Source organism: Paenibacillus sp. FSL H7-0442, from assembly GCF_038593105.1.
Classification (GTDB): domain Bacteria; phylum Bacillota; class Bacilli; order Paenibacillales; family Paenibacillaceae; genus Paenibacillus; species Paenibacillus polymyxa_D.
In genome coordinates this window covers 4,024,341-4,037,779 of the sequence record NZ_CP151963.1, presented here as the reverse complement: position 1 = coordinate 4,037,779, position 13,439 = coordinate 4,024,341, and the positions used below count along the sequence as shown (strand labels likewise).

Genomic DNA, 13,439 nt, shown 5'->3' with positions numbered 1-13,439 from the left:
GAAGTGTAACAAGAGTTAATATAGGAATATGGTAATACGCCACATGGTTTGCTATTTCGATGCTTTTCCATGCTGCCAAAATAGATACTTAAAACCAAAATGATACCCTATCCAAACGATCTAAATTTAAAAATAATGGAGTGATAGAATGATAAGAGGACTTGTACTTTTAACTGGTGGGAATATTGAAGATTACTTACCAGACTTATATGATTGGAGTCTTACTGAAAGCGAAAAAGAGCAACATACTTGCCGACCCATAATCGAACTTCCTCCATATAACAATTATAAAGAGAATGTACTGAAAAGGCTTGCAAATGGGCAATTAATATATATCTTGGTTGATAAAAGTAACGGTAATAAGCGGATAGGAAAGATACAGCTTTTTGACTATAATTCTCGAAATAAAAGTGCCGAGATCGGATACTATTTGCCTCTAAAACATAGAAAACAAGGATATGCGAATGTATTGTTAGAGCTATTTATAGATACCATTTTTGAACGTAAGGATTTGGAGTTGAACAAAATTTATGCAACGGTTGCAGCATGTAATCAAGCTTCTATAAAATTATTAGAAAAATTCCATTTTAAGCTGGAGGGAACTTATCGAGAGCATTATTGGTTTAGTGATGGTTCGATATGCGATCAATACCATTATTCTTTGCTAAAAAGAGAGTATGCTAGCTTAGCTGAAAAAGAAATAGAAGGAAATTGAACTATTATTTTTAAAATGGAACGAGTTAATTTCAAGTAAATCCGTTCCATCCTCTCGACACACGTGGAGGCCGTAGTAAAGCTATGTCGAGTCGATATATAGAGGTGCTTAATTGTAGCTTCCTATGTCCTTTACGAGCTGGGGAAAAGCTTATAGAAATAAGGTATGGCACAACAAAATAAATGTTTTGATTTTTTTGGATTTAAAGTGGTTGGACACATCCGGATGTATTTAACTGAAAATGTGAGTATTCAAGAGAGCGTCCTTAGTTTGGCGTTCTTTTCTTTGTACGCTACCTGTAAGAATTCCTTAAGCAATAAGGTTATTCCCTTCTGTGACGTGCAATCAACTTGCTGTGGTTCAATTACTTTAAATAAATACAGATGCAGGGAAGGTGAACCCTTTGGATAAATTTAAAGATCTGGAGAAATTGATTAAGCTTACAGGAGATCGCGCCAAGTTGGATGCGAAAGCGAACGATACCTATATTGTATATAAAACGCCGGATGGCCAAATTGTAAAAGAATACAACAATGGAGACATTGTTCCTGTTGCGGATACGGATGTTCTCATGCATAAACATATACCAATGATGTATGTATTTGCGGGGAATAATGGAAGCGGTAAAAGTACGATTCAGAACCTGGTTGTTGACCGACTGGGAATTAGCGTAAATATTGATCCTGATGCCTTACCCAGAGGAATCGAAGAGACTTTCTGAGATGGATATTGTGAACAGACCTGAATTCTCGGAATGGGAGGATAAGCATCATTACAAGCAAGCATTGGAGAATGAAGCTTTGTACTGGCAGGGCATGAAGGACGGAGCACAGTTTGTATATGTTGTATTAGAGATGATGCTTCATGATGAAAAAGAGAAAGAAGAATAGCCAATGGAGATTAGATGATTATAGAGAATATTAAAAAAGATGCTGGGCACCTACCAATCTGGTCATACCCCTGTCAAGTAGACAGGGTATGACCTGGTTGGTAGGTGTTTTAATTTGTCTTACGTTATGAGACACAGGCTCAGGCTTTTCAGTTCAATTCGTCTTGATTGACTATGCTTGCAACTTACCCGCACGAATATCATCTGTCATGCCCGCGTAAGGTGCCTGGGCAATCAACTTCTCGTTGTTCACACCTGCATTTTCAATGAAAGTAATATATGCGAATTCAGGAACTACATGCTTCGGATAAGTCTCATACTTTTCACGCGATTCTTCCATCAGAGGGATGAAATCATTTTGATAGCGTACTTTAATCTCTGGATGCTCATGCACCCATTTCGGAAAGAAAATAATACCATGCATGGTCAATGAAATGGCTGGATGGGTTCATTATCGGAGAAGCTTCGCCGAAAGAATCATAAACTTTAAGTCGGTATAAGTCGATTAAATAATTAAGGGCTTATATATACACAAATTTCTATATTAGAACATACCTAGCAGTGAACTTAGGCCCAAGCGTAGAAGCCGTATCTAAAAATAGAATTCATTCCAGGAGGTAAGCTATGAATAAGAGAACAGGCTTTAGATTTTTAGTTGTAATTATGATGATTTATGTATTTACTTTTAATCTGGGTGTGGAAACTGTAAAGGCAAATTCCGTATATTATGTTTCTACAACGGGGAATGACATCACTGGAACCGGTACACTATCAAATCCATGGAAAACCATACAAAAGGCAGCAGATACCATGAAAGCCGGAGATACCTGCATCATACGAGGTGGTACATACCGGGAAACAGTAACACTTCATACTTCCGGAACTTCTGCAAAACCCATAAACTTTGAGGCTTATACAGGAGAGAACGTAACGGTATCCGGTGCCGATCCGGTTACTGGCTGGAAAAATTACTCCGGATCCATCTATTATGCGGAAATGAAGGGTTCCCTTGGAACAAAAAATCAGATATTTGTTAATAAGCAAATGCAATTTGAAGCCAGATGGCCCAATTCACCAACACTTGATCCCTTAAATTTAACATATGCAACAGTTGATTCCGGTTCCACTACAACCATCAAGGATGGAAACTTAACTCAGCCACCTGGATACTGGGTTGGCAAAACGGTTTGGAGTGTTCCGGGAACAGGCTACAAATCTTATAAAAGTACCATTACCAGTTCAAGTGACGGCTCCATTACCTTTGATGAAATAGATACTGCAGCGACAGGCGGTAACAGCTATTATATTACTGGTAATCTTAAAGATCTTGACAGTGCGGGAGAATGGTATTATGACAGCATTACTGGCAGACTTTATTTATGGGCACCTGGTGGAGTTGATCCGAATACTTTGACAGTAGAAGCAAAGAAGCGGACTTATGCATTTGATTTAAGTTCCCGATCTTACATAAATATTACCGGAATTAATATCTTTGCCTCTAGCATTAAAATGTCTAATTCTAATTACTGTAAAGTTTCTAATATGATTGCGGAATATGTCAGTCATGATTCGGATGTTACCAGACAATACAGTACAGGGATATTTATGTCCGGTACCAATAATGAGCTTAGAGACAGTACTTTGACCTACAGTTCCGGTAATCTGGTGAGTATAGAGGGAACAGGAAATAAGGTAATTAATAATCTTATTCATGAAGCAAATTATTCGGCAGCGGATATTCCGGCAATCTATCTATTGGGGGCAAACCATCTAATCAGTCATAATACGGTATATAACGCTGGGCGTCATCTGATATTTATGCCTACCCAAAACAGCCAGATACAATATAATAATCTGTACAATGCAGGAAAGCTGACAAAAGACTGCGGAATACTCTATGAATTTGCCTGGGATGGGCAAGGGACGGTAATTCATCATAATTACATCCATGATAATCTGGCAAAGAATTATTCCGGCACTGGTATCTATCTGGATAACGGTAGCAAGGGCTATATTGTGCATCATAATGTTGTATGGGGAAACTATACAGGGATAAGATTGAACACACCCAGTAATTTTAACCTGATTTATAACAATACCACCTACAGTAACGGAAATGTAGGATATTGGGGAAGTAATTTTCAGTCAGATATGTACGGCGACAGAATTTTCAACAATATCTTTACTACAGCCTTTACACTGCCTGGTACTCATATAGAGGGAAATAATATTACCTCAGAAACCAATCCGTTATTTGTGAATCCCACAGCATATGATTTCAGGTTGCAGTCTACTTCTCCAGCTATTAATGCAGGGGTTGTAATATCTGGAATCACGAATGATTATGTTGGTGCGGCACCGGATATTGGAGCATATGAGTTCGGTGGAACTGACTGGACTGCCGGGCATGATTTTTCTTCATCTCCGGACCCGGTTTTTGAGAGTGTCAGCTTACTTTATGATAATAACGTAAGGCAATCTGATTTCGAGAAAGGGATAATCTCACCATGGGCAGCAACATATTCAGATACTGCTGCAAGTGTATCGGTACCAAGAAGCGGCTCTAAGAGTGTTAGATTGGGACCCGGAGAAGATGGTATCGAGCAGGTACTTACGGGGCTAAGTCCTAATACCAGCTATATGTGTACCGCCTGGGTTAAGGCAGACATAGGAGAGCGGATTCAGATTGGCGTTAATGGCTTTGAAGGAACGGATGCATCCGCAACATCTGACAGTACATCCTGGACAATGGTAAACATTCCTTTTACAACCGGAGCAGGCGCTACCAGGGCAACAGTGTATGCTTACAAGAATCCTGGTACAGGATATGTTTATGTGGATGATTTTGGGGTAGTTGAGCAATAAATTATTTTACTGGTTTTATGTTTGACAGGATTGTCAGAAAGTCAGAAAAACCAAGACTGCCTTGAGGCAGATGGATCAGGAGGGACACTTTCAGTAGAAAATAAAAAAAGAAAGATATAAAGACTCTGATCTAAAAACGATAGATTTTCCGCCAAGGGGCGACCAGGCCTTAGGGTCATCATTTTTGTACACTCAAGGCATGTGGAGTGCGTGGTGTTGATGAAATTAAGGTGTAGCCAAGCAATAAACTTTTGACATTCAAAATAAACATCTGACACTGACAGGGTAAATGATTGAGGAAAACGGGAAAACCAACAACCTCAAGTTTTCCCCTGTTTTTATTCCAATTCTTTATTCTCAAAATAATAATGTTTTGGTTGAAAAAATGTTATGAAGAGTACGGCTTTAGCACTAAAGAAGAGAATACGAAAAGTTCATTATGGAAAGTTGTTTATACTTGAAAACGATGAAAATTGAGCGAAAAGGAATGGATGAAAATAAAGGATACGCTAGTTCTGTATATTTTAACCTTAGCTTATAGGCTGGAATGTGATGATGGTCACTAAACAGAGGTTGAAAATGGAAAAACATCTGCTAATCCTGTATTGTTGTAATTGCCACATCCTTGTTGTCAATAATACGTAATCCATACATGTGAAGTCGGTTGCTTTGCTGAAACGAGTAAGGTGAGATGTTTAACAAGAAGCATCGATGCCTAGTCCCTTTCTGCAATGACGGAAGGGTTTTTTTAAAAAATGGAATCTATCGTTTTTGCATATGTTTAAAAACAAACTATTAGGAGGTTTTGCTTTGCATGGATCCTGAGAAATTCGCTAACATTGTATCCAAATTCCCCTGCTTCTCCGTAGTTCCTCTCGAAAAGTGGCAAAATACAGGGGCTTCCATCATAAATCTTTCCGCCCAACCGGTTCTGGAGGAGGGACACATTTTCGAACATGCCTCTTTCGTGTTACGGGGGAGTGTGCGCATCTACAAAATAAGCCCGTCTGGGAAAGAATTGACACTGTATCGGGTGAAAAGTGGCGAAGTTTGCGTCATTATGATGGCCAGCATTCTAGGTGAAACAGGGTACGAAGCGTTAGCGGAAACGGAAGAAGAAACGGAATTGCTCGTACTTCCCGTCGCCTTGTTTAAACACTGGATGGATACATATAAAGAGCTAAACCAATTCATTTACCGTCTGTTCATTAAAAGAATGATTTCGGTTACTAGTCTTATTGAAGATATTACGTTCCTTCCTATGGACCGCAGAGTGGCGGAACTGTTACTACGGAAAACGAATACCAATTCCAATTCAGAAGCACCCCTGTATGCTACCCATGAGGCATTGTCTTTGGAATTAGGCACAGCAAGGGAAGTAGTAAGCAGGGTACTGAAGGAATTTGAGAGGCTTGGATGGATTCAATTGGGACGAGGTAAAATTTATTTGCTTCAGCGCTTCGAGCTTGAACAGTTGGCTCAAGTAAAGTGATTATGTCACAGAAGCAAAGCGTTTTTATCCCTTAAAATGACCACAGGAGGGATGAAAACATGAAAAACGTCGGATATTTGGATCGAACTATACGATTCATAATTGGGATTTTTCTGGTATTAATGCTTGTATTTGTCGAAAGTACATGGAAATACGTAGGACTAATAGGTATTCCATTTATACTGACTAGTCTGCTAGGTACCTGCTTCGTCTATCGGATTCTTGGCGTCCGTACATGCTCTACCAAATCATATTGAAAAGGAGGTAAATGATATGAAATCATACCTATCCCCAACTAATCTACAACGGATTCCGGAATTAATCAAATTAAGTCCCGAGACGGCCGCTTCTTATTTTCATTTCGAGCATCAAGTTTATCAAACAGCAAATACATTACCCCAAAAGACAAAGGAATTAATTGCCGTAACAGTAGCCCACGTAACGGGATGTCCCTATTGCATCGATGTTCATGTGAAAAAATATAAGACTCTGGGAGGTACCATGGAAGAAATAATGGAAGCCCTTCTTGTGGCAGCATCAACACGAGCCGGTGCCATTCTGAGTCACGGAGTTAACGCTCTGATATCCTACGAAGAAGGTGAGGAAAATAAGTCTCAAAAGGGACCTAATGATGTACCTGAGTGTTTTTGCTAAGTGTAGGAATTTTCTAGAGGATGTAAACTAAACTGAACTCCTATAATGCTTTGCATAGAATTATTGTAATAATCAAATCATAAAGCCTATGATTAATAGCAGATGCTCCAAGTGTACTTGCACTAGGGGGAAGTATCTATCTCAGTAGAAGGGAGCCTTGGTCAAGGCTCCTATTAGTTTTTATATGGGATGATTTTGTAATCACATCTTTTTGATTTGTCATTAATATTAACTCAACACATGTGGAGAGTGTGGTAGTAATATGTCGAGAGGAAAAGCATTGATACACGAGGGATTAAGAGCAAATTGAATATGTTCCTGCATTCAAAAAATTGCTTTAGGGTTGAGTGCGGGAATATATTTTATTTACATACATAAGGCACATGTGTAAGCTGTTTGTTCCTTGATTTGTAAGGGGTTTGAGTGATTCCAGCAAATATGCACTGAGCAGTAAAGTATATTGTGAATGCTGTGGAGTCATTTTTAAACGCCGAACCTGGAACAGCAATAACCCATCCAAAAAAGTGGTATGGCAGTGCAAAACGTATGTCAATGAGGGTAAAACAGCATGTGATGCCAAATCGGTTGATGAGCAAGTTTTACATTCCGCGTTTGTACGATTGTTCAACCGGATGTATGAGAACAAGGAAAGATTGATTAAAACGCTGAAAGCCAATATTGAATCGTACTTTCCAGCAGAGTAGAGCAAGAACCGCTATTGGATATCGAAGGGCAGATGCAACAATTGAAATCTGACTTGAAGGAATTAGTGAATCTCAAGCTACGGAATCAGATTGATGAGATTATATATGATGAAGAGACGAACAGACTTTCCAGCGAGCTAAACAAGCAACGACAACAGATGCTGATATTAGAGGAGGAAGAGGATCAGAAAGCATAAATCAAGGAATGAGTTGATGAAATCATTCAGGTACTAAGCTTGCGGCAAGATATACTGGAACAATTTGACGATAACCTATTCAATGCGTTGGTGGAGAAGATAACCATTCTCTCACCAGCGCATTTTGTTTTTACATTGAAAAGTGGAATGAGCATAGATGAAATATTGGATTAACAGAATCATAGGCTAAAACTATCAATAGGCTAACGAATAACTGTGGGTTGTATGACGGGAAGAATCAATTGAATCCCGTCTTTTACTCCTTCCATATAGATAGATTGTTTGTCCTGACTTAGTTGATAGCCTATTGCTTCTTCCCATTCCGATAGCAGACCTTGAATATCTTCGTTTTGGTTGGTTTTGAATTCATCCATTTGAGTGAATAGATTTTTGTCCTCAGATAAACATGAAGCCTGTCGTTCACTGGCTAGTTCAAATTGATAAAAACGTTGGCGTAATGCTTCTTGAAACCAATCTGGCCAATTTGACATTGTGTATTTTCCCTCCCGTGGTTTGAATGTGTGTATGTTAACTCTGATGGGGAGGGATGGTAAGTCATTATATTGTGTGGAGGGAAGTTGAATTATCTTTAACAATATATTTTGCATTTGGATTTATAAGTAGATTTAATTATTGAAAAAATACCCTATTTAAGTAATAAGGATAACAAAAAACAGGTCAATCATGGTGGCATCTGACCATAATCGACCTGTCAATGTAACGGAAAACCGTTATTTAGGTGATGAAATTCAAGCATTTATGTGCGTACTACCGAGATGACGAAATCTTAATACGGCTATTACATGGGTTAAGTCTGCCTGAGCTTAGCCACCCGATGCATTCCGCACTGGGTGGGTTCTATAGATCAACCGCTGAGACAGTGACAGAAACAAAGAAGACCACATCACGGGCGGCTAGCTCGCAATGTGGCGTTGTTGATTTTATGTTGCCCTCTTCTGTCGGATTGTAACTTAAATTTGCTTTAAATTATTGAAAGACCTTAAAATTGCGACTAAACATAAAGAAACGTCTGACAAGCAGCAAATACTCGTTTGTCGAAAGTAAATAATTCCTTTGAATCTTAGACATCACTATCATCCTTTAGATAAGCCTCAAATTCTTCATCAGTCATACTGTCATCATAATTGTCTAGATGATATGCATGTGACATCCCGTTATGATCCAGAACATACTCTACAGTAGACTTCCTATCAGAAATAACTAAAGAAAAGTGATCATTACCTTCAAACCCACCTGACTCTAATTTCGATAATACCACCCAAGCAAAGCCGTCAATATCCATAATACTTTCATAGAATACTACCGATTTACTTATGTCATTTACAATAATACCTGGAATTTTATACTGTTTATGATAAGTTTTAGCAATTTTTAATGCTTGTTCTGCTGATATATTTGTTTTCACTACTCTACCTCCATCACTCTTCAAAACCTTTCCAACCTTGAAGTGGCCATTGACCATTTCTTACATAATATATATATTTTTGTGCCTCTAGAATCTCAGCATCACTATATCTACTTTTATTTTTCATAATTTCACTATAAACATGTTCTTCTCTCTGTAAAGTGCTTTGCTCGAGATATTTTTCTTTGCCAAGTTTATTCCATTGAGCAACATGATATGCTTCATGTTCAGCTGCTAAAATACTAGGATTTCCTTGTAGTACAATATAATAATCTTCGGGATGAAAACCACCTGCCTGAGTTGGTGATAAAATTTTTCCGTTTCTATCAATCTGCACTTCTATACCATACAAATCCTTCATTTTTCTTATATACTGTTTCTGTTCCTTAATACTTAACAGCCTCATTCCTTTAGCATTTAATCGTACTTCACCGCTAATAGGCATGTCTGACCATTCTTTATAATCAAGATCTCCCGTCCCCTTAGTTTCAGGCAGTTGCGATTTAACAAGTTCTTTTTCCTTTTTTAAATATTCTTTTATATTTGAAGATTTTCTTGCATTTGTACTCTTAGTTACATTATATATGACCTTCTTTTGAATTTGACTATTTTCTTCTCTAGCTGCCTTGGAGGCACTCTCCCGTAATGTTTTCCTTGCCTGTTGATCCTGTTGTTTATATTGGTTTTTTGTTGTTAACCTTTCATTTGGTTGTGGCTTGTAGCCTTTGGTTTCAAGAGTTTGGTTAATTTTTTGGGAAGCTATGTTTTCTGTAGCTTCTATTTGCTGTCTCGCTAATAATTCCTGGACTCTTACTTTTGCACTTACTCCAGAAGAAATATTAAAGAACCCTTTCCCTCTACCCAGTTTTGAAAGTATCCCCTCTAATTCTTCAGTATTGTCCACACCCCCTCGACCTTCAATCATAAGAGGGTTTTCTATGGAAATAGCATAGAACATCCACTTTTTTTCTTCTTCGGTTATACCTTGCTTCCAAGTTTGCATGAAGAAATCATCATCTTCGGGATAATTATGTTTCCATTCACTATAGTATTGGACATCAGGTTTACCGTCACGAGTACGTACAACACCATCTTTTCCTCGATAACTCCCCGGTTTAAGTTTGGGCCTACGGTCTTCGGTATATATGTCCCTTCGATAATCTCTATAAATTTTCTCATATTCTTCATCTGTAAGCTCTGGTGGCGCAGCTTCTTTTTTCGCTTTAAGGGCTTTAGCTCTAGCTTCTTTTTCTGCTTTAAGAGCAGCTTCAGCCCTAGCTTTTTCCTGTTCTTTATATTCCCTCAGCATTCTATCTTTAACACTTTTAGGTACCTGTTGATAGGCATGAACCATGGTTTTCGATGTTGTCAGCAAGTTTTGGATTAGCTCTAATCGGCTGCCGGAATGTACTATTTGACGTGCGCTTGTATACACTTTCCCCAGAATCCATTTGCTATAGTAGGCATGTCTCGCTTGCTCATGTTCATACTGAGTAATTAACCCTTGTAATGCTAGACCGGCCAAGTGTTTCAACGGATGAATGCCGTTCCCCTTACTGCTTCCAACGGTAGGAGTTCCTTTGCTCCGAACAGGGATTGCTGCGGTTGCTCTCAGAATCACACCTGCCGCAGGTCCACTTAGCGCTCCTACAACAACGCCAGCCACTTTCCCCATTACCGGAATGGAGCCTAATAGCTTGGATACTGTCCCCATCATGGCATTCGCTTGTTGAAGCTTTGCTGGACTGGTGACTTTTGCTTTAGGAGGAGAGGCTTGGCTGCTTGATGATGTCTTAGCTGCTGATGGAGCTTGCGCCGCCTGATATGCTTTGATGCTTATCAATGGAGGTTCTGGAACAGGAGGGAGGTCAGCTACGAAAACTGGAGCTTTTACCGTACCTTCTTGATAAATCACTGGGGCTTTGGTGTCTGTCTCACCATCCAATACCATGCTGCTGGCTCCACCTTTTAAGTATAGCGCCGTACCAGCTTCCAATGATAGTTCCTCACCTGCACCCAGCTTCACATGACCACCCTGAATCTGCACATTCCCCGGACTGCCGATGGTAATGCCGTTACCTTCATGAAGTGTAATGGAAAATTCACTGGAGGTGGATAGAGTCAGCTCATGCTCAGACATTTCTACGCCGCTACCTTGCACATGTTGCCATACCTTCACATTCGGCTGTCCATTGGTGTGGCGTTGTTGTCGCAGCGAATCCGTTACATAGGCATCCTGTTCGCGGTGTGTTGGCAGATACAATTCCACCACTTCTCCTACTTCAGGCATATCGTACCAGCCGCTATGTTCTTCGGCAACATAACGGGTGGCTACCGGAAACCAGCACGCTTTGGCAGGATCTTGCTTCGGGTCAATGTCCAGTTGAAGCTGTACAAAATCCTGTTGTACCTTCAGCACCGTTCCTATCAGCGAAATCCCGGTGGTCTGATCGTTTTCATACCGGGCATAGCGAATATTCTGTTCGGCTTGGAGATCGTAACGGGTACGCAGCAATCCATCCGTTAATGTGGTCACTGCTCGAACCACGACCAACTCTTTACCTTGTCCAATGGGTAACGTAATGAGGTCGCCAAGCGCATAGTATTGCAGACTTTCAATCATATAGGTGACATACGAGCCAGCACGTTCTCCCGGCTTTTCCGCATCCAATTCATGAAACGTTTTTCGTACACGATAAAATACATCCCGTTCTACCTTATGCTGCTTGCCTTCTGGCATCCCGAAGAAAACCTTGGGTGAGGCTGCGGTTACCTCTGGCACAAGTACGGAACCGAAGCGAGAAGCGAGGCGTTTTAAAAACGCCCAATCGGTCTCCTCATATTGTAAAACAAATGTCTCTAGTTTGGCATAGTGGCTCACCGTATCAATGGCATCTCCGTACTGATATTTTCGAACCAGTGCTGTGACCAGATCATCATAAGTGCGATGAATATCTTGATAGGAGCGTCTTTTTACCTTAATATCCATCTGATATGAATGGGAAGCTGCCTCCAGTTCAAACGTATACACGCCTCGCACACAGCGTACGGACATACGTGTAACAATCCCATGGAACAGCCTTCTCAGCGATTGTCCCTGATCATTCAACTGACGAATCACAATCGACTCTTGCTCCATATTTTGACCGATACAAGCGGCTCCCTGTTCTTCAGAGAGCATGCCACTGATATGTAAATAGACATGATCGTTAATGGTACGTGTTATTTGAAGTTGTTCGATGTGTAGGGGCTGAAAGGGACCATAAAAGCGTAGGCTTTCATATCCGATCCCATCTGATAATACGCTCAAGTGAGTTCATGACTCCTTTCTAGATGCGATGGGTATTTCCAAGTAAAGCACGTCTTCTTGAAATTGCTTTTGATTAAAGAAGCCGCAGATGAGTATAACAGTGAGTCCATATAAATATGTATAACAAGGTTTGTACGCTAAAAAGGGGCGGGAGGTGATATTTAATAAACAACCCAGCATATGTATTTATCGGTTAAAAGAGAGAGTTAGTTTACAGAATGACCCATTCATTATGGTATTTACTATGTGTAATACTGGAGGAGAGAATGCTGACAGCAATTTTGAGCAATTGCCTTTCAAAGTCAGGAACTGGGCTGATTAATTGTGATTATGGATTCAGGTAAATTAAATACGCCTCTTCGCTACTCGACATGGGTAAAAGAGATTGCGATTTTATATGGAGAGGTGGTGTGAGGAAAAGATTACTATGATCAACTAAAGTACCGTATCTCTATATTCTTAGCATTCAAAAAAATAAAAAAACAACACTTCAAATCTAATCGTTTTGAGGTGTTGTTTTTTTATTATAAAAGTTATCTCTATTCTGAAAATTTACTCAAGGCAGAATTTTTAAGCTTCTCAAAATGCTCACTTTCAACTGGATCTCCTACAAAATCAGTTTTTTCTAATTCTAAGCTAGAAATTTCGGTAGATTGAGTTTTAAAAGTGTTTGTTGGTTTTGTATTAAATTTACCTTGATAAGAGCCAACAATCTTAAACTTTGAGGGTTCTACTTCTTGTAAAAATAATAAGTAAGGATCAGTATTATTCATTTTTACATACCCTTCCAAGGACTCATAAGTACCATTATGAATCAATCCATCTTCCGAAACTGTAATCTGTTTTCCTTCAGAGTAATCTCCTTTAAATGTTTTGTCTATTGTAAAGGGAACGAAGGCCCTGCGATCAATGACTGTACCTGAGTCTGCCTTAATTTCAACAGGTTGTTGTTCACCAGTAACATGCCCTATGACTATAGCAGTTGATTGTTTTTCTAACGCCTCTACATCTTCGAAATAAGGCATGTGCGCTTTAGAAACGGCTATTTTATATTTTTGATCGCTACTAGGCTGCTTTTTGGCTAAGTTAGTATCTGTTAGTCCATGAATACTAGATACTATAATAAATCCTAAAGCTAATATGACAATTAATGAAGGCACAATAATTTTTAATTTTTTCATTTTCAG

Annotated in this window: 13 protein-coding genes and 1 pseudogene; 9 read left to right on the top strand and 5 right to left on the bottom strand. The window is 39.4% G+C overall.

All coding sequences use genetic code 11. The features are described 5' to 3' along the window. The first annotated feature begins 148 nt into the window (after positions 1-148). The 3 genes from MHH57_RS17905 to MHH57_RS17895 all read left to right on the top strand — a co-directional run bounded on the left by MHH57_RS17905 (position 149) and on the right by MHH57_RS17895 (position 1,605). Positions 149-715, top strand: a complete 567-nt coding sequence (locus MHH57_RS17905; protein WP_341071110.1) for a GNAT family protein — start codon at positions 149-151, stop codon at positions 713-715. Between the two features lie 403 nt (positions 716-1,118). Then, a complete protein-coding gene (locus MHH57_RS17900; protein ID WP_341071928.1) occupies positions 1,119-1,436 on the top strand; it encodes a hypothetical protein in 318 nt (105 codons plus the stop codon). Position 1,437: 1 nt separating this feature from the next. Then, a complete protein-coding gene (locus MHH57_RS17895; protein ID WP_017426816.1) occupies positions 1,438-1,605 on the top strand; it encodes a hypothetical protein in 168 nt (55 codons plus the stop codon). Between the two features lie 171 nt (positions 1,606-1,776). On the opposite strand, the pseudogene MHH57_RS17890 reads toward MHH57_RS17895, so the two are convergent. Then, a pseudogene (locus MHH57_RS17890) lies at positions 1,777-2,028 on the bottom strand (phenolic acid decarboxylase); the annotation flags it as partial. Between the two features lie 200 nt (positions 2,029-2,228). Here MHH57_RS17890 and MHH57_RS17885 point away from each other — a divergent pair. The 6 genes from MHH57_RS17885 (at position 2,229) to MHH57_RS17860 (ending at position 7,516) form a co-directional block, all read left to right on the top strand. Next, positions 2,229-4,469, top strand: coding sequence for a right-handed parallel beta-helix repeat-containing protein (locus tag MHH57_RS17885; RefSeq protein WP_342434360.1), 2,241 nt, complete (start codon positions 2,229-2,231; stop codon positions 4,467-4,469). 814 nt (positions 4,470-5,283) lie between these two features. Further along, a complete protein-coding gene (locus MHH57_RS17880; protein WP_342434359.1) occupies positions 5,284-5,961 on the top strand; it encodes a Crp/Fnr family transcriptional regulator in 678 nt (225 codons plus the stop codon). Positions 5,962-6,020: 59 nt separating this feature from the next. Then, the gene (locus MHH57_RS17875; RefSeq protein ID WP_342434358.1) at positions 6,021-6,218 is read left to right on the top strand and encodes a DUF2892 domain-containing protein; all 198 of its coding nucleotides are present in this window, start codon (positions 6,021-6,023) and stop codon (positions 6,216-6,218) included. Positions 6,219-6,234: 16 nt separating this feature from the next. Next, positions 6,235-6,615 carry a carboxymuconolactone decarboxylase family protein gene (locus MHH57_RS17870; protein WP_342434357.1) on the top strand — a complete coding sequence of 127 codons (381 nt, stop codon included), beginning with the start codon at positions 6,235-6,237 and terminating at the stop codon, positions 6,613-6,615. Between the two features lie 419 nt (positions 6,616-7,034). After that, positions 7,035-7,319 carry a zinc ribbon domain-containing protein gene (locus MHH57_RS17865; protein WP_342434356.1) on the top strand — a complete coding sequence of 95 codons (285 nt, stop codon included), beginning with the start codon at positions 7,035-7,037 and terminating at the stop codon, positions 7,317-7,319. A 32-nt stretch (positions 7,320-7,351) separates the two neighbouring features. Further along, entirely contained in the window at positions 7,352-7,516 is a 165-nt protein-coding gene (locus MHH57_RS17860; RefSeq protein ID WP_342434355.1) for a hypothetical protein, read from the top strand. A 203-nt stretch (positions 7,517-7,719) separates the two neighbouring features. Here MHH57_RS17860 and MHH57_RS17855 read toward each other — a convergent pair whose 3' ends face one another. The 4 genes from MHH57_RS17855 to MHH57_RS17840 form a co-directional block, all read right to left on the bottom strand. Next, positions 7,720-8,007: a hypothetical protein gene (locus MHH57_RS17855; protein ID WP_342434354.1), complete on the bottom strand. Its 288-nt coding sequence runs from the start codon at positions 8,005-8,007 to the stop codon at positions 7,720-7,722. A 590-nt stretch (positions 8,008-8,597) separates the two neighbouring features. After that, positions 8,598-8,942 carry a hypothetical protein gene (locus tag MHH57_RS17850; protein ID WP_342434353.1) on the bottom strand — a complete coding sequence of 115 codons (345 nt, stop codon included), beginning with the start codon at positions 8,940-8,942 and terminating at the stop codon, positions 8,598-8,600. Between the two features lie 13 nt (positions 8,943-8,955). Further along, positions 8,956-12,252, bottom strand: a complete 3,297-nt coding sequence (locus MHH57_RS17845) for a zincin-like metallopeptidase toxin domain-containing protein (protein WP_342434352.1) — start codon at positions 12,250-12,252, stop codon at positions 8,956-8,958. Positions 12,253-12,791: 539 nt separating this feature from the next. Continuing rightward, a complete protein-coding gene (locus tag MHH57_RS17840) occupies positions 12,792-13,433 on the bottom strand; it encodes a hypothetical protein (RefSeq protein WP_342434351.1) in 642 nt (213 codons plus the stop codon). Positions 13,434-13,439 lie beyond the last annotated feature (6 nt).